The following is a 25245-nucleotide window of genomic DNA, read 5'->3' on the forward strand; positions in this document are numbered from 1 at the left end:
ATTTGTTAAAAATTCAAAAATATGTACGGAAAACTTAAAAATCATCTTCAAAAAGAAATTCAAGACATAAAAAATAACGGTCTTTATAAAGAAGAACGCATCATAACTTCGGCGCAAGGTGCAGAGATTACATTGAATACAAGTGAAACCGTTTTAAATTTCTGTGCAAATAATTATTTGGGCTTATCATCGCATCCTGAGGTTATTCAAGCCGCCAAAGATACGATGGATTCACATGGATTTGGCATGAGTTCCGTTCGATTTATTTGCGGCACACAAGATATTCACAAAACACTTGAACAGAAAATTGCCAGTTTCTACCAAACGGAAGACACCATACTTTATGCAGCCGCTTTTGATGCTAACGGAGGGGTGTTTGAACCTTTACTAGGCAAAGAAGATGCTATAATTTCCGACGCCTTAAACCATGCCTCAATTATAGACGGTGTACGGCTATGCAAAGCGGCAAGATACCGTTATCAAAACAACGATATGGCCGACCTCGAACAGCAATTAATATTAGCTAATGAACATGGAGCTAGATTCAAAATAATCGTTACAGATGGTGTATTCTCTATGGATGGCTTAGTAGCTCCCTTAGATAAAATTTGCGATTTAGCCGAACAATACGATGCAGTAGTTATGATTGATGAGTGCCATGCCGCTGGTTTTATTGGAGTTACCGGTCGTGGTACACCAGAAGAAAAAGGTGTTTTAAATAGAGTGGATATCATTACGGGCACCTTAGGTAAAGCCTTGGGTGGCGCTATGGGAGGCTATACTACAGGCAAAAAAGAAATTATAGATATGCTACGCCAACGCTCTCGCCCTTATTTGTTCTCTAATTCTTTAGCCCCAGCGATTGTGGGCGCCTCAATAAAAGTGTTTGACATGCTATCTACAAACACAAGCTTACGTGATACGTTAGAATGGAACACAAACTACTTCAAAAAAGGCTTAAAAACCGCTGGTTTTGATATTGTTGATGGTGACTCGGCTATAGTACCTGTTATGCTTTACGATGCTAAACTCTCTCAAACCATGGCTGATTTGTTGCTAAAAGAAGGGATTTATGTGATTGGGTTCTTTTTTCCTGTGGTACCAAAAGGAAAAGCAAGAATACGCGTACAGCTTTCAGCAAGCCATACTAAAGCCCATTTAGACAAAGCTATAGCTGCATTTATCAAAGTAGGAAAACAACTTAGCATAATCTAAACTCATTCTTAACTACTACGTAAGAAACGGGAAACAGGCATATCTAGTGATTGTTTGTACAATATTTTTATATATTTGTCTTTGTTAATAACATTTAACAACTTACATTTGTTTACAATTAACACTTAAAAATTAAACTTTTGAATATGAAAAATCTTAGCAGATTATTATGTGCTATGTTGCTTTTGTTCGTAATAAGCAACGTTAGTGCACAGGACAAAAACAATCCATGGCAGATTACCATTGGGGTAAATGCTGTTGACTTCTATCCGGTTGGAGAAAATGCACCTCGCGGTGAGTATTTCGATGAATTTTTTAACGCTACAGATCACTGGAACATTTTACCTTCATTATCTACCATCTCGGTTTCTAAATACATGGGAAGTGGATTTACATTAGGAGTTGGTGGTTCATTGAACAAAATTGATAAGTGGGGAGATTTAAACGTTGACGATTTGTCATACTACGGTCTTGATGGTACTATTAAATATAACTTCCTTCAAGGAACTACACTTGACCCTTATTTAGGTGTTGGTGGTGGTTACACTTGGGTTGATGAGATTGGTGCTGGAACTTTAAATGGAACTGTTGGTGTAAACGTTTGGTTTAGCGACAATATTGGTTTGACTTTACAAGCGTCTTACAAACATGCCTTTGAAGATTATTTAGACAAACATTTCCAACACACAATTGGGCTTTCAATTAAATTTGGAGGAACTGATACCGATGGTGATGGTATATATGATAAAGACGATGCTTGTCCAGACGTTGCTGGTTTAGCTGAGTTTAACGGATGTCCTGATACCGATGGTGATGGTATTGAAGATAGTAAAGACGACTGTCCTAACGAAGCTGGTCCTGCTGAATTTAACGGATGTCCAGATTCTGATGGTGATGGTGTTCCAGATAAAGATGACAAATGTCCTACTGTTGCTGGTTTAAAAGCACTAGACGGATGTCCTGATGCTGATGGTGACGGTGTTGCTGATGCCGATGACAAATGTCCTAACGAGCCAGGTCCTGCAGCAAACAACGGATGTCCTTGGCCAGATAGAGATGGTGATGGTGTGTTAGATAAAGATGATTTATGTCCTGATGTAAAAGGAACTGTTGCTAACAACGGTTGTCCTGAAGTGACAGAGGCTGTTAAAAAAGCATTAAACGCTTATGCTAAAACCATCTTATTCGATACAGGAAAATCTACAATCAAAGCTCAATCTTCTGAGGTATTAAAAAACATCATTGATATCTTAAAAGAATACCCTAACGCTAAGTTCACTATTGATGGTCATACAGACAGCGTAGGTTCTGAGTCATTAAACCAAAAATTATCTGAGTCTAGAGCAAAATCAGTTAAAGATTACTTAGTTGATCACGGTATTGATGGTGCTAGACTTTCTTCTAAAGGTTATGGTGAGTCAAGACCTATAGATACTAACAAAACAAGAGCTGGAAGAGCTAACAACAGACGTGTTGAAATTAACTTAGTAAAATAAGTAAAATACAAATAAACGTTTTGAAAAACGCTTCGGATATCCGAAGCGTTTTTTATTTTTATAGCATGACAACTTTCATTTTTGAAGTATTAAACGACCTTAAAAAGCAAAACGTTAATTTCTCTGAAATTACCTTTGTACTACCCAGTAAACGGGCAGGTGTTTTTCTGAAAAATCAAATTCATACGGCTTTAGAAACAACCAGCTTTGCCCCCGCTATACTGAGTATTGAAGCATTTGTTGAAGAGTTATCTTTACTTAAAAGCACCACGAATACAGAATTGCTTTTTGAGTTTTACAATACCTATTCGTTTTTAACGCCAGAAAAAGATGGTGATACTTTCGACTCGTTTTCTAAATGGGCACAAATACTCCTTCAAGATTTCAATGAAATTGATCGTTACCTCATTCCTCAGGATCATATTTTTAATTATTTAAGTGCCATTGAAGACCTAAAACATTGGTCTCTTGAAGAACCCAAAACAAACTTTGTAACTGCTTACTTAAACTTCTGGAAAAAGCTACCAATTTACTATAATCACTATACCAATCACCTGATTAAACAAGGAATAGGCTATCAAGGATTAATTTACAGGCAAGCGGTTGAACAACTACCAGATTATATAAAAAACCATCCCAATAAACAATTTGTATTTTTAGGATTTAACGCATTAAATACTGCTGAAGAAACTATAATACAGACCCTTTTAGAGCATAATCAGGCACAAATCTATTGGGATATTGACCATGCATTTATGAGCAATCAAAAACATGATGCCGCTTTATTTATGCGTCAACACAAAAAAAACTGGCATTACTTTAAAAACAACCCATTTCATTGGGTTACAAACAATTATTCCAACGCAAAAAACATCTCTATCTACGGTATTCCAAAAAATATTGGTCAGGCCAAACACATTGGTTCTATTTTAAATCAACTAAAAGTAGAACAACACACCTTACAGAATACAGCGGTAGTTTTAGGAGACGAAAATCTGCTTATTCCTGTACTAAATTCACTACCCAAGAGTGTTGATAATTTGAATGTCACAATGGGTTTCCCTTTAAAATCCATACCCCTGGCCTCCTTATTTGATGCGCTTTTTCAACTACATAAAAACACCTCAAGAAAGTATTATTACAAAGAGGTTATTAACATTATTTCGCATCAGTATATTCGTCCGTTATTAATGGTAAATGAGATTGATTTTGCCAATATCATCATAGAAACCATCAACACAAATAATCTGGTATACATTACCAATGCACGTTTAAAGGATTTGGCGCCTGAATGTTCTACAATAATTGATTTACTCTTTTCATCATGGCAAAATAGCATGGATATTGCGCTAAATAGTTGTCACAAGCTTATTTTAATCATTAAGCAACATTTAGACCAAGATAAAGACACTCATTTACTATCATTAGAATATCTCTTCCGATTCAACGAGCTATTTAATGAATTACAACGTTTAAACGCCAAACATCAGTATATAAAAGACATCGTAACGCTTTACAGTGTTTACCAGGAATTATTAAGCATTGAAACCTTAGATTTTCAAGGAGAACCCTTACAAGGGCTTCAAATTATGGGTATGCTAGAATCTCGTGTACTTGACTTTGAAACAGTGATTATTTCGTCGGTTAATGAAGGTATTCTCCCAGCAGGAAAAAGCCATAATTCTTTTATTCCTTTTGACGTGAAATTAGAAAACGGTTTACCTACCTACAAAGAAAAGGATGCCGTTTATACGTATCATTTTTACAGACTCCTGCAACGCGCTAAAAATATTTTTATTCTGTATAACACAGAAGCCGATATATTAACAGGCGGAGAAAAAAGCCGATTTATAACACAACTGGAATTAGAAAACTTACACCAGATAAATCATCAAATTGTAGCGCCTTTGGTCCCAAAAATAGAGAAGACCTTAAAAACAATAAAAAAAACAACTGCTTTAAAAGAAGCACTAATTCAGTTGGCAAAACAGGGGTTTTCTCCTTCTTCTTTAACAAATTACATAAGAAACCCGATTGATTTTTATTACCAAAGTGTTTTAAAAATAAAAGACTATAATACCGTTGAAGAGACCGTAGCAGCCAATACCCTTGGTACAGTGGTTCATAATACCTTAGAGGATTTTTACACACCGTATATTGGGCAGTATTTAAATACAGATCTTATAAAAGATTTTAAAACCAAGATTGAAGCTCGTGTTTCATACCATTTTAAAAACATTTATAAAGAAGGAGACATTTACACCGGTAAAAACCTCATTATATACGAAATAGCGAAACGTTATATTTCCAATTTCTTAGACTTAGAAATGAAATCTTTGCAACAGGGAAATACCATTAAAATACTAGCAATAGAAGCTAAAAATGAAATTAAAATCCATATTCCAGAATTAGATTTTCCGGTAACATTAAAGGGTTTTGTAGACCGTGTAGATGCGTTTAATGGGCTTACCCGAATTATTGATTACAAAACAGGTAGCGTGTTACAAAACCAAGTAGAAGTGGTTAACTGGGAAGATATAACAACAGACTACAAAAAATACAGCAAGAGTTTTCAAGTATTAACGTACGCCTATATGATGAGCAAATCAAATCAAGTTCAATTACCATTGGAAGCTGGTATTGTGTCTTTTAAAAACTTAGGACAAGGTTTCTTGAAATTTTCTAAAAAAGAACAATCATCAAGTCGTACAAAAAACACCATGATTACAGCGGAAACATTGGCCCATTTTGAAAAAGAACTTTACAAACTCATTACAGAGATTTGCAATACAAACACAGATTTTATTGAAAAAGAGCTTTAATATGAACGTCACAAAAAACATAGTCATTCTGGGTAAGCACAACAAACCTATTCTCATTGATATATATTATAATGAAACCCAACACCCTAAACCCCTCATTATATTTTGCCATGGATACAAAGGATTTAAAGATTGGGGTGCTTGGGACTTAATGGCTGAAGCCTTTGCTAAAGCTGGATTTTTCTTTACCAAATTCAATTTTTCACACAATGGCGGAACCGTTGAGCAACCCATAGATTTTCCCGATTTGGAAGCCTTTGGAAATAACAACTACTCCAAAGAACTGGATGATTTAACAACTGTTATTGATTGGATTTACAATACATCCGATTTCCAATCAGAAATAAACAGAACAAACATAACGCTAATAGGCCATAGTAGGGGAGGCGGAATAGTTACCATTAAAGCAGAAGAAGACACGAGAATTACCAACGTTGTGAGCTTAGCAGGGGTATGTGATTATGCTAAACGCACAGCAACACTAGGCGATTTAGAGCAATGGAAAAAAGATGGTGTAAAATATGTGATAAATGGCAGAACCAAACAGCACATGCCACATTTCTATCAGTTTTATGAAGATTTTAAAGCCAATGAGAAACGGTTAACCATAAAACGAGCCGTAGAACATTTAAAAATCCCTTATTTGATTATTCATGGAGACGCAGATACCAGTGTATTGATAGACGAAGCTTATCAGCTTCACAAATGGAATGCTAACAGCAAATTAAAAATCATTAAAAACGCAGACCATGTGTTCAATACAAAGCACCCATGGCAAAAAAACACATTGTCCACTGAATTAAAAACAGCGGCTGACTCTATTATTACATTTATTAAGCATGACTAATTAATAATCGGTTCAATAAAAAACGTATATTTCATCGGCTCGGGAAATATTAAATAGTCTTGATATGGTAATAGTCCCCAACTGGTATCACCTCCAACACCCATTTGTTTATAATCAATATTTAGGTTTACATGATTTCTAGGTACAATATCAATGGTATGTCTGTTTTTTCCTGTTATCTCAAAATCTTCATTATTAAAGTGATTAATATTGAAATTTAAGAGCTGATGACTTGAAAACCGCAAGCCACTATTTTTATCATTTGTAACTTCTAACCATCTTGTGTCTGTTCGATAACCATTTTCTTGCGGACGAATATATGGCACATAACATTCTTCAACCGACGCCTTATAAATACCTAAAAAAGCAGCGGTTTTGCGATCAGGGTAATTTTCATGTGGTCCTCTTCCAAAGTAACGCACATCTTTCATGCGATTAATCAATTTAAGATTCATTCCTATACGAGGCATTAACCCCGTACCTCCTGTTCTTTCAAACACATATTGCACTTTTATTTTTCCTTTGTCATCAATGGTGTAATTAACAAAAAAGTTAGCAATATCAGGATTGGATTTTTGGGTAGTCACCATAACACGATTATCCGGTAATTTTTTCCAAGATACCCTTTCTGCTTTTAAATTCGATTCTATATCCTTCCACTTAAATGATTTCTCAGGCATTTTAGCTCCCAAATCGTTATCTACTGGTGCTCTCCAAGTATTTAAAACTAATGGAGCCGTCAACCAATTGTTACCTTTAACCTCATATGCAATTAAATTTCCCGATAATTTATCGAATTTGATAATAATGTTATTAGTACTTATCACATCTATTTGACTATTAGATTCTTTAACCTTAATAGCATCAAAAGTGTTTAAATGGGTAGTAAACGCTTTCGGATTTTGTATAATAAATTGATCTTTTGCTACTTCATGCCCTTTATTCAACAAGCCTTGAGCGTCTTTTAGCTTCCAATGAAAATTAACTATATACTCCTGATTTGCTTCAAAATTTGTGATATTATTTTTTAGACTAATACTTTGCTTTGACAACGGCGCTCCTTCTAGATGTAAATTTCCACTAGATACCGAAAAACCATTCTTTAAAAGTTCCCATTCTAGATTGAATTTAGCCAAATCAGTAAAGAAGTTTTCATTAAAAATTTCGAACGTTAAATCTTCAGAATCCAACACCGTCATATGAATATTTTGATACTGTTTTTTTACTTCCCAAAGTGCCGGCTGTACTGTTCTATCAGGAAAGATTAACCCATTCAAACAAAAAGCTCCGGCATGAGGCTTGCCTTCGGGCTCAAAATCGCCACCATATCCCCAATATTCTTCACCTGAACTACTTTTCAAAGTAAGACCTTGATCAACCCAATCCCAAATAAAACCGCCCTGAACTCTTGGTTCTGTTCTTACGAAATCCCATAATTCCTTTAGATTCCCCGTACTATTTCCCATAGAATGCGCGTATTCCACCCAAATAAAGGGTCTATTAGGGTTTGCTGGCAGATGTTCTTTCTTAATATCTGCAATTGGAGCATACATATAACCTATAATATCGGTATGACGCACATGATCAAAATCTGGATCTACTTCGGCTCTATCATAAGATACTAAACGCGTACTATCCATTTTTTTTAACCAATTATAGCTATCCACAAAAGGCTGTCCTGTTCCTGTCTCGTTTCCCATAGACCATATTACTACAGACGGATTGTTTTTATCTCTGTAAAACAAACGCTGAATTCTATCGGTTATGGACTTATAATAACTAGGATCTCTTGCGACTTCGTTTACAATCCAACCGTAGCCATGGGCCTCAATATTGGCCTCATCTATTACATAGAGTCCGTACTTATTACATAGTTTATACCAATAGGGATCATTAGGATAATGTGATGTTCTAACAGCATTAATATTGAATTTTTTCATCAATTCAATATCTTTTAGCATCATCTCTTTGGTCATGACATGCCCAAGATTAGGATCATGTTCATGCCTGTTAACGCCTTTAAATAAAACTGGCTGTCCATTTATTAATAGTTGTCCATTTTTTAGCATCACAGTTCTAAATCCTATTTGATGCGACGTACACTCTAAAAGGTTATCATCACTATCTTTTACAGCTATTAGGAGGGTATATAAATTAGGCGTTTCTGCAGACCATTCTTTTACATTATCTATAAAGGTTTTAAAATTTAGTTCAGACACCTCTCCCTTTTTAACAGAGCGCTTTTGTGTTGACTCATAAACAATTGTATCACCGTCATAGAGTTTAACAACAACTTTTACTGATTTTTTAGGGCTAACATTCTTTATATCTACAGATAAATCCATTAGTCCATTTTCAAGTGATTCATCCAAAGTACTTTTTGCAAAAAAATCTTGTAGCATTAATTTTGGTCGAGCATGTAAAAACACATCTCTTTCAATTCCTGCCAAACGCCAAAAGTCAATATCTTCAATATAGCTAGCGTCTGTAAATTTGTATGCTTCAACAGCCAACTCATTTTTACCCTCCTTTAGGTATGACGTAATATTGAATTCTGCTGGTAATTTACTGCCCTGACTATAGCCCACTTTCTTTCCATTTACCCATAGGTAAAAAGCACATTTTACTGCCCCAAAATGAATATAAATCTCTTTATTAGCCCATGAGGCATCAATATCAAACTCTCTTTTATATTGACCAACTGGATTATAATCATGAGGAACTAAAGGCTTATTTTTTGAAAAAGGATAAGTAATGTTAGCATAAAAAGGATATCCAAACCCATGCATTTCCCAATTTGAAGGCACTGGTATTCTATACTTTAAAGCCTTGCTATTTAATTTATAAAAAGTTTTGTCACGTTTATCTGAATTCTCGCTCCAATTAAACTGCCAAATACCATTGAGAGATTTGTAATGTGAAGAATTAAGCTCATCTTTTAAGGCATTATCCTCTGAGTCATACGAAACAAAATAGGCATGAGGTGCTTCTTTATTAATTGCAATAACTTCAGGGTTTTCCCAGTCAAATACTTGAGAAAATGACATTAAACTAGTAAATAATAAAAGAAAGGATACTCTGGTTTTCATTTGACAGCATGTTAATCAATAGTTCATTCAAAGATAACTTTTCTTACCAAAAACCATCTTGTTAAAAACCAACAATTTGGAGAGCTATTTAACCTCACTTTTTTAATTAGTCCTTTAAAAATTAACAAATTCAAAAGGAAGCATTTTAGATGCCCTAGTTCGACTACTGAAAATAACCTAAAAATCACATAAAGACATCATAAATAATTTGGACTTGTAACAAAACATTGGACTCTAAAATGGTTCTTAAGTGAAGTGTTGTGAATTGCTTTCAGTTCTTTAAATTTATGGAGAATTCACAGGAAACTCTCCCAATAATCACCTAAGCATTGGTTGTGAATTGCTTTCAGTTCTTTAAATTTATGGAGAATTCACAGGTAAAATGTACATGCTAGGCGGAAATTTAAGGTTGTGAATTGCTTTCAGTTCTTTAAATTTATGGAGAATTCACAGGGCATCATCAGTTGCAATTAATCCATAATCAGTTGTGAATTGCTTTCAGTTCTTTAAATTTATGGAGAATTCACAGGTTACAAGATCATGGTTTCAAAGCAATTACAGTTGTGAATTGCTTTCAGTTCTTTAAATTTATGGAGAATTCACAGGCTACAGATAACATAGCTGTTACAGATTACAGTTGTGAATTGCTTTCAGTTCTTTAAATTTATGGAGAATTCACAGGATAGAGCAGGAAACACAAATGATATAAATAGTTGTGAATTGCTTTCAGTTCTTTAAATTTATGGAGAATTCACAGGTGGTGAAACACATTATCCATTCCATATCCTGTTGTGAATTGCTTTCAGTTCTTTAAATTTATGGAGAATTCACAGGGTTTTAATTTTAGACACCAAAGACACAGGTGTTGTGAATTGCTTTCAGTTCTTTAAATTTATGGAGAATTCACAGGTGGATTCTTTTTTTCTTGAAGCGTTTCCCAGTTGTGAATTGCTTTCAGTTCTTTAAATTTATGGAGAATTCACAGGATACTTGCTCTAATGGGTTGGTATCCTGTTTTTTATGGTGATGTTTAGACGGTTGCTTTATCATGGAAAGGATTAAAAACCAACAACGTTTGTATCGGTTTTTCAATTTCTAAAACAATTCTAATTGCTGTGAAGGCGGTTCTAAATGGGCTTCTTTCTGACCATGAAAGAGTTCCATCATACCAAATTGTTTATCGGTTATTTGCATGATGCAGACTTTTCCTTTTTTTGGCAACGCCTTTTTAGTACGTTTAATATGTACCGATGCATTTTCCCGACTTGCACAAAATCGGGTATAGATACTAAACTGGAACATCCCAAAACCATCATTTAATAAATTTTTTCGAAACCGTGTAGCAGCCTTACGTTCTGTAATAGTTTCGGTAGGCAGATCAAAAAACACGAGTACCCACATACATCTATATTGGTTTAATCGGGTTAAGTAGGATTCCATAGTCTGTATTCATGTTATCTGATAAAGGTTTCTAATGATGATTTGAATTCTGGGTACAACAATTTGCGCCTACTCCCTTCAAAACATTCAAACAGACTGGCCGTGGTTCGGCTCATGGCATTCATTAAGGGGCTTTGTTTACCATCAATAATAACATCTATAGCTGGAATCATTAATAAATCGGCTTTTATACTTTGGTTAAGGTCTTCAATTTGGCAACCGCTTTCTACAATGTCAAAAACAAGAGCATCTACAAAAGGTCTATAAGGTTCCATCACATCATCAGCCAAACAAAAGGCATTGTATTTATTGCTATGAAAAATACCAAACGAGGGTAAAAGGCCACTACTTACTAAGGCTCTTGCGGTTACCGCACGTAAAATAGCATACCCATAGTTGAGCAAATTGTTGGGAGCAACACCTTTTTGATTACGGCTAAAACCATTAATGTTAAAGAGGTTTTGAAAATAAAAGGCTGCTGCTAGAGCTTCTTGATTATCCAAATCACCACTTTTTACTTCTTTGGCATAACGCTTTAGTCGTAAGGCATTTTTACCACGAATCAAAAAATGATTAGCTTGATTTTCTATTTTGGCCATAACGGTTTGTTGCCATAAATTCTTTTTTAAAGGTATGCTGGCATTAAGTTGATAACGCATGCGTTCGGTTTGTTCGGTGTGGCCAACCAAGGGTTGTAACATAGAACAGGGTAAATGTTGTTGATTACAAGTAATAACAGCGGTTTTATTTTCTACCAATTTACGTAGCAACCCGTTGGTAATGGTAATTTGAGGATCTTCCAACACGATATAACCTAAATCTTCAATGGGAATGGTTTTTTCGGCCTTACCTTCTTCTGGAAAGTTCACAACTAATTGCTCATTTCGAGTACTTAAATAGGCGGGATTGCCAAAGAATAGGGTGCGTTTTATCATGGTGTTAATATTCTCCTATTTGGACTATTTGACCAATGTGATTTATTCTGACTTTTATAATTCTGTCAAGTTTTTCAGGCGTTTGAATAAAATGATATTTTTTTCCAGATAACATTTTAAGTTTTTTTAAATCATCACCATTTGTTGCCTGAGTTTCTAAATGATGTGTAAACATATAATTTTTAGTAGCAATCTTTTGAACTCTAAAGAGGTGTTGACTTATTAGATTAAAATTATTTTTATCTAATAGGTTTATTTCTTTGGGGTCAAAATCTTTCGAAGGGAACACAAACATTTCATTTTGTTTCATTGTAAATTGAAAGGTCCAACCAAAATGTTCATTTAAAGTTTTATTAATAACAGGTAGATCTTCATTAACTCGAGCAACTGCTTCATAAAACGAAACTACTTTTTCGTGTAGCTTGCCATTCGCATCTTTATATATAGCAACGTGATGATTATTTCCAGTGCTTACAAAATCTGTAGCTTGTCGGTTTCCCAAATCATCTAAAAGTTCTTTTCCTAAGTGGTCTTTTTTATGGTGTAGGGGTTCTGCATTGCTAACCCCTATTATTGTTACTCGTTTTATAGATATTCCCTTTGCTTTATTTAACCAGATTGGATTTTTTTCTAAATCTGAAAAAGCGTCTTTTGGTTTGCCATTATATTTTGAAAGCCTATCTAATAAAATTTGGCGTACTTTTAAATCGACCACTTTATTTATGGTTTTTACATCTTTAAAATTTTCTGGATTTATATCCTTTCTAATAGTAAAAATTTCCTCAAAACATAATACCTCCTTTAAAGGGTTTTCATTAAAAAGTATAAGATTTTGTTTTAAGGTATTAGTATCAAAAGCGACATCAGGGTTATTATTAAAGTTTTTTAAATGCTGTAATACTAGCTCTCGTTGCCTTTTGTCAATAATAAGACGTGCATCTTTAATGGTAAATTTTTTATTGAGTTTTGTGGCTTTGCTCAATGTTTGTTTGCTTTTACCGTAAACCGTTTCTTTATGTAGTTGCCCTCTAGGTGTTAACTGTATTTTTGTTTGGTATTTATTCTTTCCTTTTAGTTTGCTTTTGTTTATATTTTTAGTAACTACTTTATTTTTGGCCTTGTGTGAAACCAAAACAGACTCTATGTGCTTTTTGGCTTCTCCCCTAAAATTATTCATCGGCTTGATAAACTTTCGTTTACCTTCTTCGTTTTTGTAAGTGATTTTATTTCTTATACCGTAAAGTTCACTTTGTTCATTTCGTGATGCACTTAAATTGTTTAAATATTGAATATGATTATGTGATGTAAAAGCGACTGTTAAGGCGTCCATTGCATGATGTCGATGGTCATTTCTTTTAGTCCAGTCTTTAATAACTTCTACTTGTTTTAATTTTTCTGTTGATTTATCTAGGCGTTCTTCAAAAGCGGTTAAACCTAAAGCTTTATATTTAGGAAAGTTAAGTTCTTTCATCACATTGATTAAATCCCAGTCTTCACGAAGTTTATCAGTTATATTTCCAGAAGTTGGAATAACCTCAGGAAACACTTCTAGAAGCAGCTGTCTCGCTTTTTTAGCAATATATTGGCTATTGCGTAAATCACGCTCAATAAAGCCATCAGGTAGTTTAGAAAGAGGCATTAATAATTTATTGCGTTTAGCTTTTGATATGCTGCCCTTACCTTTGTTGTATAAACTTTCTACACGTTCTATATAGTTTTCTAAGTCTGACTGATATTCATCTGAAATAAAATCATAGGCAGTTCTATCTGCTTTTTTAAGATTGATATGGCGATAAGCCAAAGTTTTGTTGGAAAAAGAATCGTCAAACAATAAAGCTTTTGGTATAATGTGTTCAACATCAATTTCTTTTGAAAAGAGTTTTTCTTTTGGGATATAGGTGTTGGTGAATAACGATTTATACCCTCTTTGTTCTAACTCAAGCCACAACCGATATCTAATGACATCGTTTTTAGTTGGGTTTGGAATACCAAATTCCTTGGTAATGGACTTTTTAATATCTTCATTTCTTCTTGTTGCTGCAGCAATATTAACGGTCATTTCTCTTCTTTCATCAGCATTTTTCTTTAATTCACGAGCTAATTCTATACGCACTTCATTGGGTTTACCATACGAGTCTATCACCTGATTAATTACATTAATCATTTGATTTAGGATTTTTTCAACAACTGGATTTCGTAAACTATTCTTTTTTACTAATTCCAATTTATCGGCATATACTTTTTTAGCGCGCTCTTCTACGGTTTCAGAATTTGAATGATTGTAGCTTGCCATTTTACAGGCCTCAGAATAAATGTGTCCAGCTTTTAAATAGGGGATAATCTTTCTTATGGCTTTTGATGATAAGTTTCCGTAATCATCTTGTAGTTTTATATTGCACAAGAGGTTTGCGTATTTTGGTGCAAATCCGTATTTGGTGTGTAATTTCTTTTTTAAAGCCACATTACTGTTGCCATATAGGTTTTTATCGTCTTCTGTTATTTTTGAGTCATCTTCTGCCGAATACAGCAGGTGCCAAAGTTGATAGCTACTTTGTTTATCAAAGGCAGCGCCTTCCAACTCCGCATTAAAATCTAAAATAGAAGCATCAATACCCGTTTGAGGAAATATAGCTTTTAGTTCTTCTTTTATTTCAATAGCTGTCTTCTTATTCCAGTCGTGTCCGAAACCTTCATAGTCAGCAATTTTTTGATAGATATCAAAAAGCGCTTTGTTGGTACGATTGCCTTCTATTTTTTCAAAGTTACATTTCCATTCTTTAGGTTTTTTACCTAAAAACTTAAGAACTTCGTTGGCTTTTAAATCCCCTCTAACATTTAATTCTTCAAATAGAAGCAGTTTAATTTCTTCATCTAAAACATAATCGTTTTCAATATCTTGATTAAATAAATCATTAGTTTTTCCGTCAATTCTTTTGAATTGCAAATTATTAATATTTTGCCAAATTTTAAATTCTTGAAATAAAGGAGATGATTTAGAAATAACCCGATTACCAACAGTTCTTTTCTTTTGTTTTCCTGATTCTTTTTCGGTATAAGTTTGTTCCCAGCTTTCAAACTGACAAAAGCTCAATAACCCTTTTTGTGATTTTAATTTACGCTGATAAAAAATGATAACATCTCTAATTTCTGTTTTCAATTTTTCAGTTAATTCTGAATGAAATTTAGCTTGTGTTTCCCAAATACGTTCAAACTCATCTAAATAGTCTTGACGGTAAAAAACTTGATTTGTTAAAGATTGATGAGGGTTATTAAGAAGTTGATTATATAGATTTTCTCCAACAGTTTCATTGTTAAAAAACAGTTCTTTACTTCTGTCAGAAATAGCTCCTAAGTAACCGCTAGATTGGTTAAGATTGTTGTTAATTTCTTGTAATACAATGGCAAAATGTTCAAGAGATATTTGTTGATGCAAGGCATCAGAACGTAATTGGTAGCGTTTCAGTTTTTGTTCGGTAGCATTTCCTTCTAGTTTAATGCCTTCAATGCTAAAAGGTGTTTGACAGATTGCCCAAGTTGCTCCTTTGTTTTTGCCTTGTAATTCTTTATATAAAGCATCGGTTAAAATAGTGGGGTAATATTTTTTTTGATGTTCCCATACGTTATCAAATTCATTTTGTAAATCTGAACGATAGAAATCGGGAATATATTTTCTGTTGTCTTTTAACAATTGTAAAACATATTGCCCTGGTGTTTGATTGTTTTCGTATAGCGTTTTTGCAACAGCCATACCATCTATAGCCTGACCTTCTTCCTCATTATTTGCTTTACGACTACTTTTGTATCCTCTTTTTTTATTAATCATTAAAAAGACTCTTGCCAGATCTTCTATGCTTATTTCTGTTTTAGTTGCTAAAGCACGTAATTGTAAGGTTTGGTGCGTAGTGTTTTTCCCAATTTCCGTTAGGGGTGTTTCATGATTAATGAAGCCGTTTTTTATTAGGATTTCAATTAGGTTTTTACGACGTAATTTATAGCGTTGTAAATTTCTACGAGTACTTCTTTTTAATGTGCGGTCGGCATTGGTTGAAAGTGGACGCCCCTTTTCAAAGTTAGTTTTTTCATCTACAGTTAAGGGGTTAACACGAACGCCTAGTTTTATAATTTCTGATGTCTCATTGTTGTTTTCAGCTTCGTTTACTAACGCCCAACCTATCGAGGTAGTTCCTAAATCTAATCCTAATATTTTTTTCATATTTAAAATTTGAAGACAATTCTTTTAAACATAAGGAAAATATTTTAAGATTTAACTGACAAAAATCATTATAATTAGGGTTGAGTTACCTATATTTGTATTACTGAAAGCAATTCACAATAAGGATTATTCCGTTGTGAAAACATTTAAGCCGCCTCGACTTCCAATTCGGGGCTTTTTTATTTACTAATGTAGAGGCTCTTAATTATGCGGCGTGCAAATTGCATGTAAATAAAAAAGCTCCAAAAGAAAACATCTTTTGAAGCCTTACTGTTACTGTGGAGAAGATCGGGCTCGAACCGACGACCTCTTGACTGCCAGTCAAGCGCTCTAGCCAACTGAGCTACATCCCCGCTTACTGTTTTATAGTGTTTACAAGATTTTATACCACTACCCTATTAGGCCATCTTGCATTCACTTTCAAAAGTATGCAAATGTATACATTTTAATGTAAAAAACTACCATCAAAACACAGCCGCATTTAATTTTATTACAAAAAATGTATTGTAATACTTAACTTTTCAACCAATAGATAAACATAGCTAATTGTTTACCAAACATGTTAGTACCTCTTTAAACAAAATGAGCTAAAACTATGATTTTATCAATTTTATTAAGCGCCATTCTAGTTGGATTAGGAATGATTCATTTCAATTGGGCTATTGGAGGAACATTTGGCTTTGCAGAATCAATCCCAACCAAAGAAAATGGGCAGCGCGTTCTGAATCCGAAAAAAATAGACAGTGTAATGGTGGCGATGGGGTTAACGCTCTTTGGAATGTTTTATTTGCTCAAATCTATACTCTTAGTACTTAATCTACCTCAATGGCTTTTGAAATATGGGAGTTGGGTTATTCCAAAACTATTTTTACTACGTGCATCTGGTGACTTTAAATAGGTTGGATTTTTTCAAAAGTGTAAAACACACAACATTTGAAAAATGGGATACCAAACTGTTTTCACCTTTATGTTTGGTAATAGAAATATGTGGCATACTTATTCAGTTAATATGGTAAAAACAAGAACCTAATCTTGCTTTTTAAAAAAAACAGCATATTCCTTATCTATTCCACTTATGTCGTTACTAGGATAATCTTTATACAAGAAGAAGATTGAATCATTATTAATTTCAATTATTGGGTATGTTATAAAATCATTAGTATCGTACCCCCTGTAGTAAGTAAGTAATTCGTCTTCTATTAACCAACCATTAACACCACTGGGAAAGCACCATGGAAAATAACTAGCAGATTCTGATTCTACAAGTTTAACCAAAGATTTATTTGGATTCTCATATGGACAATCCCAACTAAAACCAATCAATTCTTTTGAATAAAATTGTATAGTATCGGTTCTGTCTCCAGTTGGCCAGTAAGTTCCAGAATCATAACTAATTTCAATTGACCCGCTAAGCATTTCACTATAGCGATATCCAAAATACCACTTACCCATTAATATTCTTTCAGAACTTGAAGATTGAGAATACAAATCCTTCCCACCAAATGGATCCGGACTTGGATGTTGATCTTTGCTATTAGATGAACACGTATAAGCAAGCATAATGATAATCAACATTATTTTACGCATAATTAACTGATATTTAATTTTTTATAAAATTACCAAATTCAATTTAAACCCCTTTATATTATTGATAATGTAAAGAAAAATCAAGAAACTACAGCCAAAATTGTAAATGCCACGACAGCTTAATTTACTATCACAAATTCAACTTGTTTTGCTAAATTTAGCACCATAGTAGTATAAAACACTCATGTCATTCTATATCAAAACCGATTAGCAAACAAAATAATGAACCAAGATGTTAATACATACTTAAACAGCCTTAAAAAATGGCAAACAGAATTAACCAAACTTCGTGAAATTGTGCTTGAATGTGCATTAAACGAAACATTCAAATGGATGCATCCATGCTACACCGATAATGGAAAAAACATTGTACTAATTCACGAATTTAAAAACTATTGTGCCTTGCTGTTTCATAAAGGTGCTTTACTAAAAGACCCTGAAAAACTGTTAGTGCAACAAACGGAAAATATGCAGTCTGCAAGACAAATTCGATTTACCAGTCTATCTGAAATAGAAGAACTCAAATCAACAATAAAAGCATACATTAAAGAAGCTATTGAAATTGAAACATTTGGAAAGCACGTTGAGAAGAAAAAGACAAGCGCCTTTAATAGACCAAAAGAGCTAGAACAAAAGTTTAAGGAAAATCCTGCTTTTGAAAAAGCATTTGATAACCTCACTGCTGGACGACAACGGGGGTATCTTTTACATTTTGACAAACCGAAACAATCAAAAACCAAAATGTCCAGAATTGAAAAAAATATGGAACGCATTATGGATGGCTATGGATTGAATGATTGTGTTTGCGGACTTTCAGAACGAAAGCCAAACTGTGATGGTTCACACAAACAATTAGAAAAAAAGGAATAGCAAAAAAGTTGTAACCAACAACTATACAACACATTAAAAGAATGAATGCAACAGATTGGATAGGTTTTGTAGGAGTATTTCAAATCTTAATAGCATATACGCTTAATGTATCAGGCAGACTAAACAACAATAGCTTAACTTTTATTCTGCTGAACCTATTTGGTGCTGTTTTAGCTTGTCTTGCGTCAGTACTCATGAAATATATGCCATTTATACTACTTGAGGGTGTGTGGTCAATGGTGTCGCTCATCGCATTGATTAAAAGAAACCATTAAATAGCTGGGGGTTATCACCATCATATTGTTGTTGACAAAAAAGACCCTGATAAAACCATTGAAGTGTTGATAAAACTATCTAAAAATCAGAAATAAACACCATGACTTTATACAACCAAATAAGATTACTCTTATCTTTAGAATGTAAAGTATTGTACATGATTTGTAAATGCCCCTACTTAATTTAATGTTTTAATTGTAGGTCTTATTTATAACGCAACGGTTTAATAATCCAAAATCTAAATATGATAAGTTTCTTCATCATAATTTACCTATTAATTACCTTGGGTATTGGGTTTTGGGCTTCTAAACGTATAAAAACCTCTAATGATTTTACACTTGCTGGAAAGAATTTATCAACGTCATTTGTTGCCATAACATTATTTGCTACTTGGTTTGGAAGTAGCCAAATCATGGGTAATCCCGGTTATTTTATTAAGGATGGTTTTTCATCTTATGTTACGCTGATTTTGTCTGGTAGCATTTGCCTATTTATTGTGGGTTGGTTCTATGCCCGTAAATTATATCGAATGAATCTGGTAACAATCAACGACTTTTTTAGGATTCGATACAACAAAAAACTAGAATTAACATCTTCCATCTTAATGATATTAGCTTATCCGCATTGGATTGCTGCACAATTTGTGGCATTAGCTTATCTATTTAATGCCGTTATTGGAATCCCCATTGAATATGGCATATTTCTAGGCGCACTTATTGTTGTATTTTACACCTATATAGGTGGCATGTGGGCTGTGGCCTATACAGATATGGTACAAAGCATCATGATTCTTCTCGGTTTGAATATAGTTCTTATAGAAGTGCTAAGTAAAACAGGAGGTATACTACCTATCTTTGAAAATAAACCTACCGAATTTTTTTATCTAGTTCCAACAGGAGGCATTGATGAGTGGTCTGATTATATTGCGCTTTTATTGGCTTTCATTATTGGTGCAATACCCGTACAAGAAATTTACCAACGTGTGTTCTCAGCAAAAAGTGAACGCTCAGCTCGTAATGGGCTTTTTCTTGGTGCTATACTTTTAGTTATCATAACCAGTATTCCTCTTATTATTGGTTTGGGAGGGGTTTACCTGTATCCTGAGTTATTAAAAGATGGTAATAATCAAGATATTATTCCCTCTTTAGTGAATACAATGACTAGTATACCAATACAAATTCTCTTTTACGGGGCTTTAATATCGGCTATTCTAAGTACCTCTAGCGGTGCTATGCTAGCGCCTGCAACGGTTATTGGTGAAAACCTTATTAAACCTTATGCAAACAAAATTTCGGATAAGAGATTACTTCTTTACACAAGATTAAGTGTCATTTTAGTCGCTCTAGCCTCTTGTTACTTTGCATATGATGATACTGATATTATACGTTTAGTTGAAGCGTCTTTAAGTCTAATTTTAGTGTGTCTTTTTGCACCATTTACTTTTGGACTTTTTTGGAAAAAGGCAAATACTCATGGTGCCTGGGCGGCTATCATAATTGGAGGTTTAACGTGGTTATTTTGTTATATTTTCAATTCAAGAATTGATCCGACAATTTATGGCACTATAATGAGTTGCACCAGTATGCTTCTGGGAAGCATGCTTAGTTTTAAGAAAGCTAAGTTAAAAAACGATGCTCTTTTAAACATTAAATAAGGAAACATTACACTAAACCCTAAAAACAAAGAACCCTGTTCTTCTAAAAATTAATGACAAACATCAATTATGTTTTTTTACTATTAGCATTAATTGCCGAAATAATTGGCACCATTGGTGGTTTTGGGTCTTCCGTATTTTTTGTGCCCATAGGCAATTTTTATTTTGATTTTTATAGTGTTTTAGGCTTAACCGCCATATTTCATTTGTCAAGCAACCTCAGTAAAATAGTATTATTTAAAAAGGGTTTAAACAAAAAGTTATTGATATACATTGGTATACCATCTGTTATTTTTGTTATTATTGGAGGTTTGGCATCAAAATTATTAAACACGTATTTTTTAGAAATATTTTTAGGATTGTTTCTGGTAAGCCTAAGTTTACTTTTTTTAATTAAAAGTAAAATTACCTTTTCAGCAAACAAGAAAAATGCCTTTATTGGCGGATCATTATCCGGGTTTTCGGCAGGCTTACTCGGCACAGGAGGCGCTATTAGAGGCTTAACTATGGCTGCTTTTAATTTAGAAAAAAGCGTGTTTATAGCCACCTCAGCTTGTATTGATTTTATGATTGACTTTTCTAGAACCTTTGTGTACTACAACAATGGTTATATTCATAAACACGACCTAAAATATATCCCCTTCTTACTAGGTATTGGGTGGTTAGGTTCCTTTCTAGGAAAGAAAATATTAGTCTATATTCCGCAAAATAAATTCAGAAGACTATCGCTGTACTTTATATTATTTATCGGTTTGGTTACTTTAATTCAGCTAGGTGTTCGTAAAATAACTTAAGCTATAAATACTCAATCTTTTAAAAATAAATACTTAGTCTTTCATACCGCTTAATACTAAAACAGGGATATTACTGTTAAAATCCTTTTTTAGAATGGTATTTTTTTCCCATTTCTTTTCAAAAAACCCTCTTTTACGCCTCACTACACAAAGCATATCTGGCTTATGTGTTTCATAGTGATATAAAAGCCCTTGAAAAACGGTGGCCTGTTCAGTAGTGGTAATTGTATTTACCACAGATTTCAAATCTTCTGTAACATCAAAATCTTCATCCTTAAAATCTGGGGTTTTCACTAGTAACAAATCAATAGAAGGATTGAATTTAGCCTTAAATTCTTTTAACGGATCTAAAGCCGTATTTTTTCTTATAATGGCAGATTTCACGGCCATTAACATATTAGTCGGTTCAGAAAACGTATACCCTTCAGGAACAATCAAGGCAGGAACCTCCATTTGTTTAATAATTTTTCCAGAGGTTTTTCCTAAATAGACTTCATCTTTTATAGAATTAGTTCTAGGCTCTACCAAAACTAAATCTACACTGGCAGCTTTACAAGCCAGCTCAAGCGTGTCTATAAACTTTCCTTTGAGTGTTTTCACAATGACCTCTACGTCTTTAGTGTCAATTTGTGCTACCAAATTGTTTAAGAAATCTATGCTTTCACGCTCAATAACTTGATCTACCTTCATTAACGTACCAGCTTTAGTGTAAACATTATACACTTGAACTACAAAAAGTTTGGCATTAAAGGCCTCGGCAAAATCTACAGCATATTGCAAGTGACTTTTCGCATTTTTTGAGGATCCTACGGGAACTAAAATATTCTTCATATGGGTAAAGCTTAAACCTAAATTTACAATAAATTTGAAACAAAAGTAAAGTATTAAATAATAAGACTAGATACCTTTTTAAAAAATCGAAGAAATCAAAAGTTTTACGAACTTCGCTGCCAGAAAAAGCTTGATGATTTTTACTTTTCAAAATAAAGTGAAACTCTCTTGAGTTAAGATTTAGTATTGTGAGCATAGATATTAGCTTAAAACACATCAATAAACTTGCTATCCCTGCATTAATTTCGGGCGTATCAGAACCTATATTATCTTTAACAGATGCCGCTATTGTTGGGAATATACCAATAAATGCCACCGAATCTTTGGCAGCAATAGGTATTGTTACCACCTTTATATCTATGCTTATTTGGGTTCTTGGGCAAACAAGAAGTGCCATATCCTCTATAGTATCTCAATATCTTGGAGCCAATCAACTCACAAACATTAAAAATCTACCTGCTCAGGCCATACTGATTATTACCTCTCTAAGCATACTCATCATTATAACGACCTACCCTTTTGCTGAACACATATTTAAACTATATAACGCCTCAGATTTAATTCTAGACTACAGTGTACTATACTATAAAATTAGAGTATTAGGCTTTCCTTTTACCTTGTTTACCATTGCCATTTTTGGCGTGTTTAGAGGGTTACAAAACACCTTTTACCCCATGATTATTGCTACCATTGGTGCCGTTTTAAACATTATTTTAGATGTTGTTCTGGTATACGGTGTTAAGGGTTTTATAGAACCTATGCACATCAAAGGTGCGGCCTATGCCAGTGTAATGGCGCAAATAGTAATGGCTGGACTCGCAGCATTTTATCTCTTAAAAAAAACAAGCATTCCCCTAAAGCCCAGCTTACCTTTTAATCCTGAAATACATCGGTTTATTTTAATGATTTTAAATCTTTTTATTAGAACCATAGCCTTAAATGTTACCTTATATTTTGCCAGCGCCTACGCCACTAGTTATGGCCCCAATTACATTGCCGCTTACACCATAGCAATAAATCTTTGGTTTTTAGGCGCGTTTATTGTTGATGGCTATGCTAGCGCAGGAAACATCCTTTCTGGTAAATTATTTGGCGCTCAGGCGTATTCCAGTTTAATATCATTAAGCAACAAACTTATAACATACGGTATTATTATTGGTATTACCCTTGGTATAACAGGTGCTATTTTATACATTCCTATTGGTAGAATTTTCACCAAAGAACCTGAGGTGTTAAATGCTTTTTATAATGTGTTTTGGATGGTTTTGGCCATGCAACCCTTCTGTACTTTAGCCTTTATTTTTGATGGTATTTTTAAAGGCCTCGGAAAAATGAAATACTTGCGTAATGTGCTACTTTTTTCAACCTTCTTAGTTTTTGTTCCTATGTTATTTTGGTTAGATAGCTACGGGTATAAATTATATGCCATTTTTATTGCGATGACCTTCTGGATTATAGCGCGGGGCATTCCACTAATTATAAAATTCAGGCGAGTATTTTTGCCCCTAGCCCAAAAGCATTAACTTTGCATCAGCCATGTACCACAAAGCCCTTAACACGTTGCTTATATAAAATATGAATCTATTTTTAACTATTTTTCAAGAGGTTAATATTGAAGAAAAAATTAAAAACGCTCCCGATAAAGCTTATGAAATTGGCGTGTTTATTGGTTCTATGCTACCTTTTGTGGTTCTTGTGACTTTGGCTTACTTGCTCTACCGCTATAATAAAAAAAGAAATTCACAATAAATCATTCATGCCATGGGAAATATACTCTTTCTTGTTCTTGCCATTTTTTTAATCATTGTATACTTTGTGAACAGATACAGAAGGCGTTAATTATCGGGTTTTTAACCACCCTGTAATACTTAAGCGCTCTTTTTTTACGGCTTTCACTTCGTGTTCAATCACTTGACTTTCAAAAACAACAATCCTTCCTGGAAACGGGTAAATAACTTTTTCTACTTCCTGGCCGTCATCATTGAGATAAAGCACCAATTCGCCACCATATTCAGGCAACCAACCGTCTTCATTTAAATAACATACAAAAGATAATTTGCGCCTATCATCATTTTGAAAGGTATCAATATGGCGTTTGTAAAAGGTGTGAGGCGGATACACCGCATAATGAAATTCTTTATGCAAAATACCCATAAAACAGGTACGGTTTAAATAAGACACCAAGCTATTTATCTTATTGAAAAACAAGGTTTCAGAAGTATTCACAGCGGTCTCATCAATCCATAAAATTAAATCGCCACGAATGGCTCTTATAATCGTTTCATTAACACGATTGCCAATAGCTGCTTTTTTAAAGGCATCCTCTTCCCGCCTTTCAATCAAAGAGTGTCTTAAGCATTCAACCTCTTCAGGGGTGAAGAAATTCTCAACAATGCTAAATTGCTGACTTCCAATATCCGAAATAATCTTTTCGTATAAAGGGTTTTCGGCAAAATCAATGGCCTCAAAAAGGTGTTTCATATGCACATCATCTACCTCTTATCTTTAATGAAATAAAAGTGCGCAAATGTAATCTAAAAACCAATTGGTAAAACAAAATGAATATCTTTGTACTTTAAATATTTTCCACATGGGAAACAACATACGTATCACCAAAAAATTTGCCTTTGAAACGGGTCATGCCCTGTATGGATATGACGGAAAATGTAAAAATGTTCACGGGCATAGTTACAAACTTTCTGTAACGGTAATTGGCAAACCTATTTCAGACAACACCAACGTAAAATACGGTATGGTTATAGATTTTGGTGATTTAAAAAAAATAGTTAAAGAAGAAATTGTGAGTGTTTTTGATCATGCCACGGTGTTCAATAAAAACACACCGCACATTGAATTAGCCAAAGAACTGGAGTCTCGAGGACATAATGTGTTACTAGTAGATTATCAGCCAACCAGTGAAATGATGGTACTCGATTTTGCAAAAAAAATCAGCCATCGCCTCCCCAGTCATATTAGCCTGCACTCGCTAAAATTGCAAGAAACAGATAGCTCTTTTGCGCAGTGGTTTGCTTACGATAATATTTAGGGCGTTACCACAAGGGTCGGGCTTTTGGTAGTCGCTTTTTTGTGTTGCATAGGTGCAACCACACAAAAAGAGCTTCAACAGTACCACAATCCCTAACGCAAAAAAGGAACAAAAATTCATACCCAGTAAC

At 34.0% G+C, this 25245-nt stretch carries 18 protein-coding genes, 1 tRNA gene and 1 CRISPR repeat array; of the genes, 11 read left to right on the top strand and 8 right to left on the bottom strand.

Annotated features, from left to right (window positions below):
- Nucleotides 1-21: 21 nt before the first annotated feature.
- The 4 genes from kbl to KFZ70_RS04765 all read left to right on the top strand — a co-directional run bounded on the left by kbl (nt 22) and on the right by KFZ70_RS04765 (nt 6380).
- Nucleotides 22-1215: a glycine C-acetyltransferase gene (kbl, locus tag KFZ70_RS04750; RefSeq protein WP_139694635.1), complete on the top strand. Its 1194-nt coding sequence runs from the start codon at nt 22-24 to the stop codon at nt 1213-1215.
- A gap of 146 nt (nt 1216-1361) precedes the next feature.
- Complete coding sequence (locus tag KFZ70_RS04755; protein ID WP_139694634.1) at nt 1362-2711, top strand: OmpA family protein; 1350 nt, start codon at nt 1362-1364, stop codon at nt 2709-2711.
- 65 nt (nt 2712-2776) lie between these two features.
- Nucleotides 2777-5533, top strand: coding sequence for a PD-(D/E)XK nuclease family protein (locus KFZ70_RS04760; RefSeq protein WP_139694633.1), 2757 nt, complete (start codon nt 2777-2779; stop codon nt 5531-5533).
- Between the two features lies 1 nt (nt 5534).
- Nucleotides 5535-6380, top strand: a complete 846-nt coding sequence (locus tag KFZ70_RS04765) for a S9 family peptidase (protein WP_139694632.1) — start codon at nt 5535-5537, stop codon at nt 6378-6380.
- Here KFZ70_RS04765 and KFZ70_RS04770 read toward each other — a convergent pair.
- From KFZ70_RS04770 to KFZ70_RS04790, 5 genes are all read right to left on the bottom strand, one after another.
- Nucleotides 6377-9469 carry a glycoside hydrolase family 2 TIM barrel-domain containing protein gene (locus KFZ70_RS04770; RefSeq protein WP_139694631.1) on the bottom strand — a complete coding sequence of 1031 codons (3093 nt, stop codon included), beginning with the start codon at nt 9467-9469 and terminating at the stop codon, nt 6377-6379. The genes KFZ70_RS04765 and KFZ70_RS04770 overlap by 4 nt on opposite strands.
- Before the next feature lie 257 nt (nt 9470-9726).
- Nucleotides 9727-10455: direct repeats of the CRISPR family, unit length 46 nt; unit sequence GTTGTGAATTGCTTTCAGTTCTTTAAATTTATGGAGAATTCACAGG.
- Nucleotides 10456-10564: 109 nt separating this feature from the next.
- Nucleotides 10565-10909: a CRISPR-associated endonuclease Cas2 gene (gene cas2, locus KFZ70_RS04775; RefSeq protein ID WP_139694630.1), complete on the bottom strand. Its 345-nt coding sequence runs from the start codon at nt 10907-10909 to the stop codon at nt 10565-10567.
- A 14-nt stretch (nt 10910-10923) separates the two neighbouring features.
- On the bottom strand, nt 10924-11844 hold the full coding sequence (gene cas1 / locus KFZ70_RS04780; RefSeq protein WP_139694629.1) for a type II CRISPR-associated endonuclease Cas1: 921 nt from the start codon (nt 11842-11844) through the stop codon (nt 10924-10926).
- A 4-nt stretch (nt 11845-11848) separates the two neighbouring features.
- A complete protein-coding gene (cas9, locus tag KFZ70_RS04785) occupies nt 11849-16057 on the bottom strand; it encodes a type II CRISPR RNA-guided endonuclease Cas9 (protein ID WP_139694628.1) in 4209 nt (1402 codons plus the stop codon).
- A 279-nt stretch (nt 16058-16336) separates the two neighbouring features.
- Nucleotides 16337-16410 (bottom strand) — tRNA-Ala (locus KFZ70_RS04790).
- A 242-nt stretch (nt 16411-16652) separates the two neighbouring features.
- Between KFZ70_RS04790 and KFZ70_RS04795 the strand changes: the two genes are divergently transcribed.
- Nucleotides 16653-16955, top strand: a complete 303-nt coding sequence (locus tag KFZ70_RS04795; RefSeq protein WP_199240635.1) for a DUF3995 domain-containing protein — start codon at nt 16653-16655, stop codon at nt 16953-16955.
- 128 nt (nt 16956-17083) lie between these two features.
- Here the strand turns inward: KFZ70_RS04795 and KFZ70_RS04800 are convergent, their stop codons facing one another.
- Complete coding sequence (locus KFZ70_RS04800; RefSeq protein ID WP_407515991.1) at nt 17084-17632, bottom strand: hypothetical protein; 549 nt, start codon at nt 17630-17632, stop codon at nt 17084-17086.
- 234 nt (nt 17633-17866) lie between these two features.
- On the opposite strand from KFZ70_RS04800, the gene KFZ70_RS04805 reads away from it, so the two are divergent.
- From KFZ70_RS04805 to KFZ70_RS04815, 3 genes are all read left to right on the top strand, one after another.
- Nucleotides 17867-18514 carry a DUF1801 domain-containing protein gene (locus KFZ70_RS04805; RefSeq protein WP_139694626.1) on the top strand — a complete coding sequence of 216 codons (648 nt, stop codon included), beginning with the start codon at nt 17867-17869 and terminating at the stop codon, nt 18512-18514.
- A gap of 520 nt (nt 18515-19034) precedes the next feature.
- Nucleotides 19035-20444: a sodium:solute symporter family protein gene (locus KFZ70_RS04810; protein ID WP_139694624.1), complete on the top strand. Its 1410-nt coding sequence runs from the start codon at nt 19035-19037 to the stop codon at nt 20442-20444.
- Nucleotides 20445-20497: 53 nt separating this feature from the next.
- Nucleotides 20498-21238 (top strand): sulfite exporter TauE/SafE family protein, encoded by a 741-nt coding sequence (locus tag KFZ70_RS04815; RefSeq protein WP_139694623.1) that lies wholly within the window; start codon nt 20498-20500, stop codon nt 21236-21238.
- A gap of 33 nt (nt 21239-21271) precedes the next feature.
- On the opposite strand, the gene KFZ70_RS04820 is transcribed toward KFZ70_RS04815, so the two are convergent.
- Complete coding sequence (locus KFZ70_RS04820) at nt 21272-22069, bottom strand: universal stress protein (RefSeq protein ID WP_139694622.1); 798 nt, start codon at nt 22067-22069, stop codon at nt 21272-21274.
- 188 nt (nt 22070-22257) lie between these two features.
- Here KFZ70_RS04820 and KFZ70_RS04825 point away from each other — a divergent pair, with 188 nt between their 5' ends.
- Together KFZ70_RS04825 and KFZ70_RS04830 are read left to right on the top strand one after the other, a co-directional pair.
- Nucleotides 22258-23592 carry an MATE family efflux transporter gene (locus KFZ70_RS04825; protein WP_139694621.1) on the top strand — a complete coding sequence of 445 codons (1335 nt, stop codon included), beginning with the start codon at nt 22258-22260 and terminating at the stop codon, nt 23590-23592.
- Between the two features lie 52 nt (nt 23593-23644).
- On the top strand, nt 23645-23818 hold the full coding sequence (locus tag KFZ70_RS04830; protein ID WP_199240633.1) for a hypothetical protein: 174 nt from the start codon (nt 23645-23647) through the stop codon (nt 23816-23818).
- A gap of 90 nt (nt 23819-23908) precedes the next feature.
- Here the strand turns inward: KFZ70_RS04830 and KFZ70_RS04835 are convergent, their stop codons facing one another.
- Nucleotides 23909-24550: a 2OG-Fe(II) oxygenase gene (locus KFZ70_RS04835; RefSeq protein ID WP_139694620.1), complete on the bottom strand. Its 642-nt coding sequence runs from the start codon at nt 24548-24550 to the stop codon at nt 23909-23911.
- Nucleotides 24551-24659: 109 nt separating this feature from the next.
- Between KFZ70_RS04835 and KFZ70_RS04840 the strand changes: the two genes are divergently transcribed.
- Nucleotides 24660-25115 (top strand): 6-carboxytetrahydropterin synthase, encoded by a 456-nt coding sequence (locus KFZ70_RS04840; RefSeq protein WP_139694619.1) that lies wholly within the window; start codon nt 24660-24662, stop codon nt 25113-25115.
- Nucleotides 25116-25245: the final 130 nt, after the last annotated feature.

Source organism: Allotamlana fucoidanivorans (assembly GCF_045788535.1).
In the GTDB taxonomy this organism is placed as follows: Bacteria; Bacteroidota; Bacteroidia; order Flavobacteriales; family Flavobacteriaceae; genus Allotamlana; species Allotamlana fucoidanivorans.

What these genes read in the sequence shown, in the direction of transcription:
- KFZ70_RS04760 (WP_139694633.1), top strand. Translation starts at nt 2,777, where the DNA reads ATGACAACTTTCATTTTTGAAGTATTAAACGACCTTAAAAAGCAAAAC.
- KFZ70_RS04830 (WP_199240633.1), top strand. Translation starts at nt 23,645, where the DNA reads ATGAATCTATTTTTAACTATTTTTCAAGAGGTTAATATTGAAGAAAAA.
- KFZ70_RS04805 (WP_139694626.1), top strand. Translation starts at nt 17,867, where the DNA reads ATGAACCAAGATGTTAATACATACTTAAACAGCCTTAAAAAATGGCAA.
- KFZ70_RS04820 (WP_139694622.1), bottom strand. Translation starts at nt 22,069, where the DNA reads ATGAAGAATATTTTAGTTCCCGTAGGATCCTCAAAAAATGCGAAAAGT.
- KFZ70_RS04755 (WP_139694634.1), top strand. Translation starts at nt 1,362, where the DNA reads ATGAAAAATCTTAGCAGATTATTATGTGCTATGTTGCTTTTGTTCGTA.
- cas9 (WP_139694628.1), bottom strand. Translation starts at nt 16,057, where the DNA reads ATGAAAAAAATATTAGGATTAGATTTAGGAACTACCTCGATAGGTTGG.
- KFZ70_RS04795 (WP_199240635.1), top strand. Translation starts at nt 16,653, where the DNA reads ATGATTTTATCAATTTTATTAAGCGCCATTCTAGTTGGATTAGGAATG.
- KFZ70_RS04840 (WP_139694619.1), top strand. Translation starts at nt 24,660, where the DNA reads ATGGGAAACAACATACGTATCACCAAAAAATTTGCCTTTGAAACGGGT.
- KFZ70_RS04835 (WP_139694620.1), bottom strand. Translation starts at nt 24,550, where the DNA reads ATGAAACACCTTTTTGAGGCCATTGATTTTGCCGAAAACCCTTTATAC.
- KFZ70_RS04815 (WP_139694623.1), top strand. Translation starts at nt 20,498, where the DNA reads ATGACAAACATCAATTATGTTTTTTTACTATTAGCATTAATTGCCGAA.
- KFZ70_RS04765 (WP_139694632.1), top strand. Translation starts at nt 5,535, where the DNA reads ATGAACGTCACAAAAAACATAGTCATTCTGGGTAAGCACAACAAACCT.
- cas1 (WP_139694629.1), bottom strand. Translation starts at nt 11,844, where the DNA reads ATGATAAAACGCACCCTATTCTTTGGCAATCCCGCCTATTTAAGTACT.
- kbl (WP_139694635.1), top strand. Translation starts at nt 22, where the DNA reads ATGTACGGAAAACTTAAAAATCATCTTCAAAAAGAAATTCAAGACATA.
- cas2 (WP_139694630.1), bottom strand. Translation starts at nt 10,909, where the DNA reads ATGGAATCCTACTTAACCCGATTAAACCAATATAGATGTATGTGGGTA.
- KFZ70_RS04800 (WP_407515991.1), bottom strand. Translation starts at nt 17,632, where the DNA reads ATGTTGATTATCATTATGCTTGCTTATACGTGTTCATCTAATAGCAAA.
- KFZ70_RS04770 (WP_139694631.1), bottom strand. Translation starts at nt 9,469, where the DNA reads ATGAAAACCAGAGTATCCTTTCTTTTATTATTTACTAGTTTAATGTCA.
- KFZ70_RS04810 (WP_139694624.1), top strand. Translation starts at nt 19,035, where the DNA reads ATGATAAGTTTCTTCATCATAATTTACCTATTAATTACCTTGGGTATT.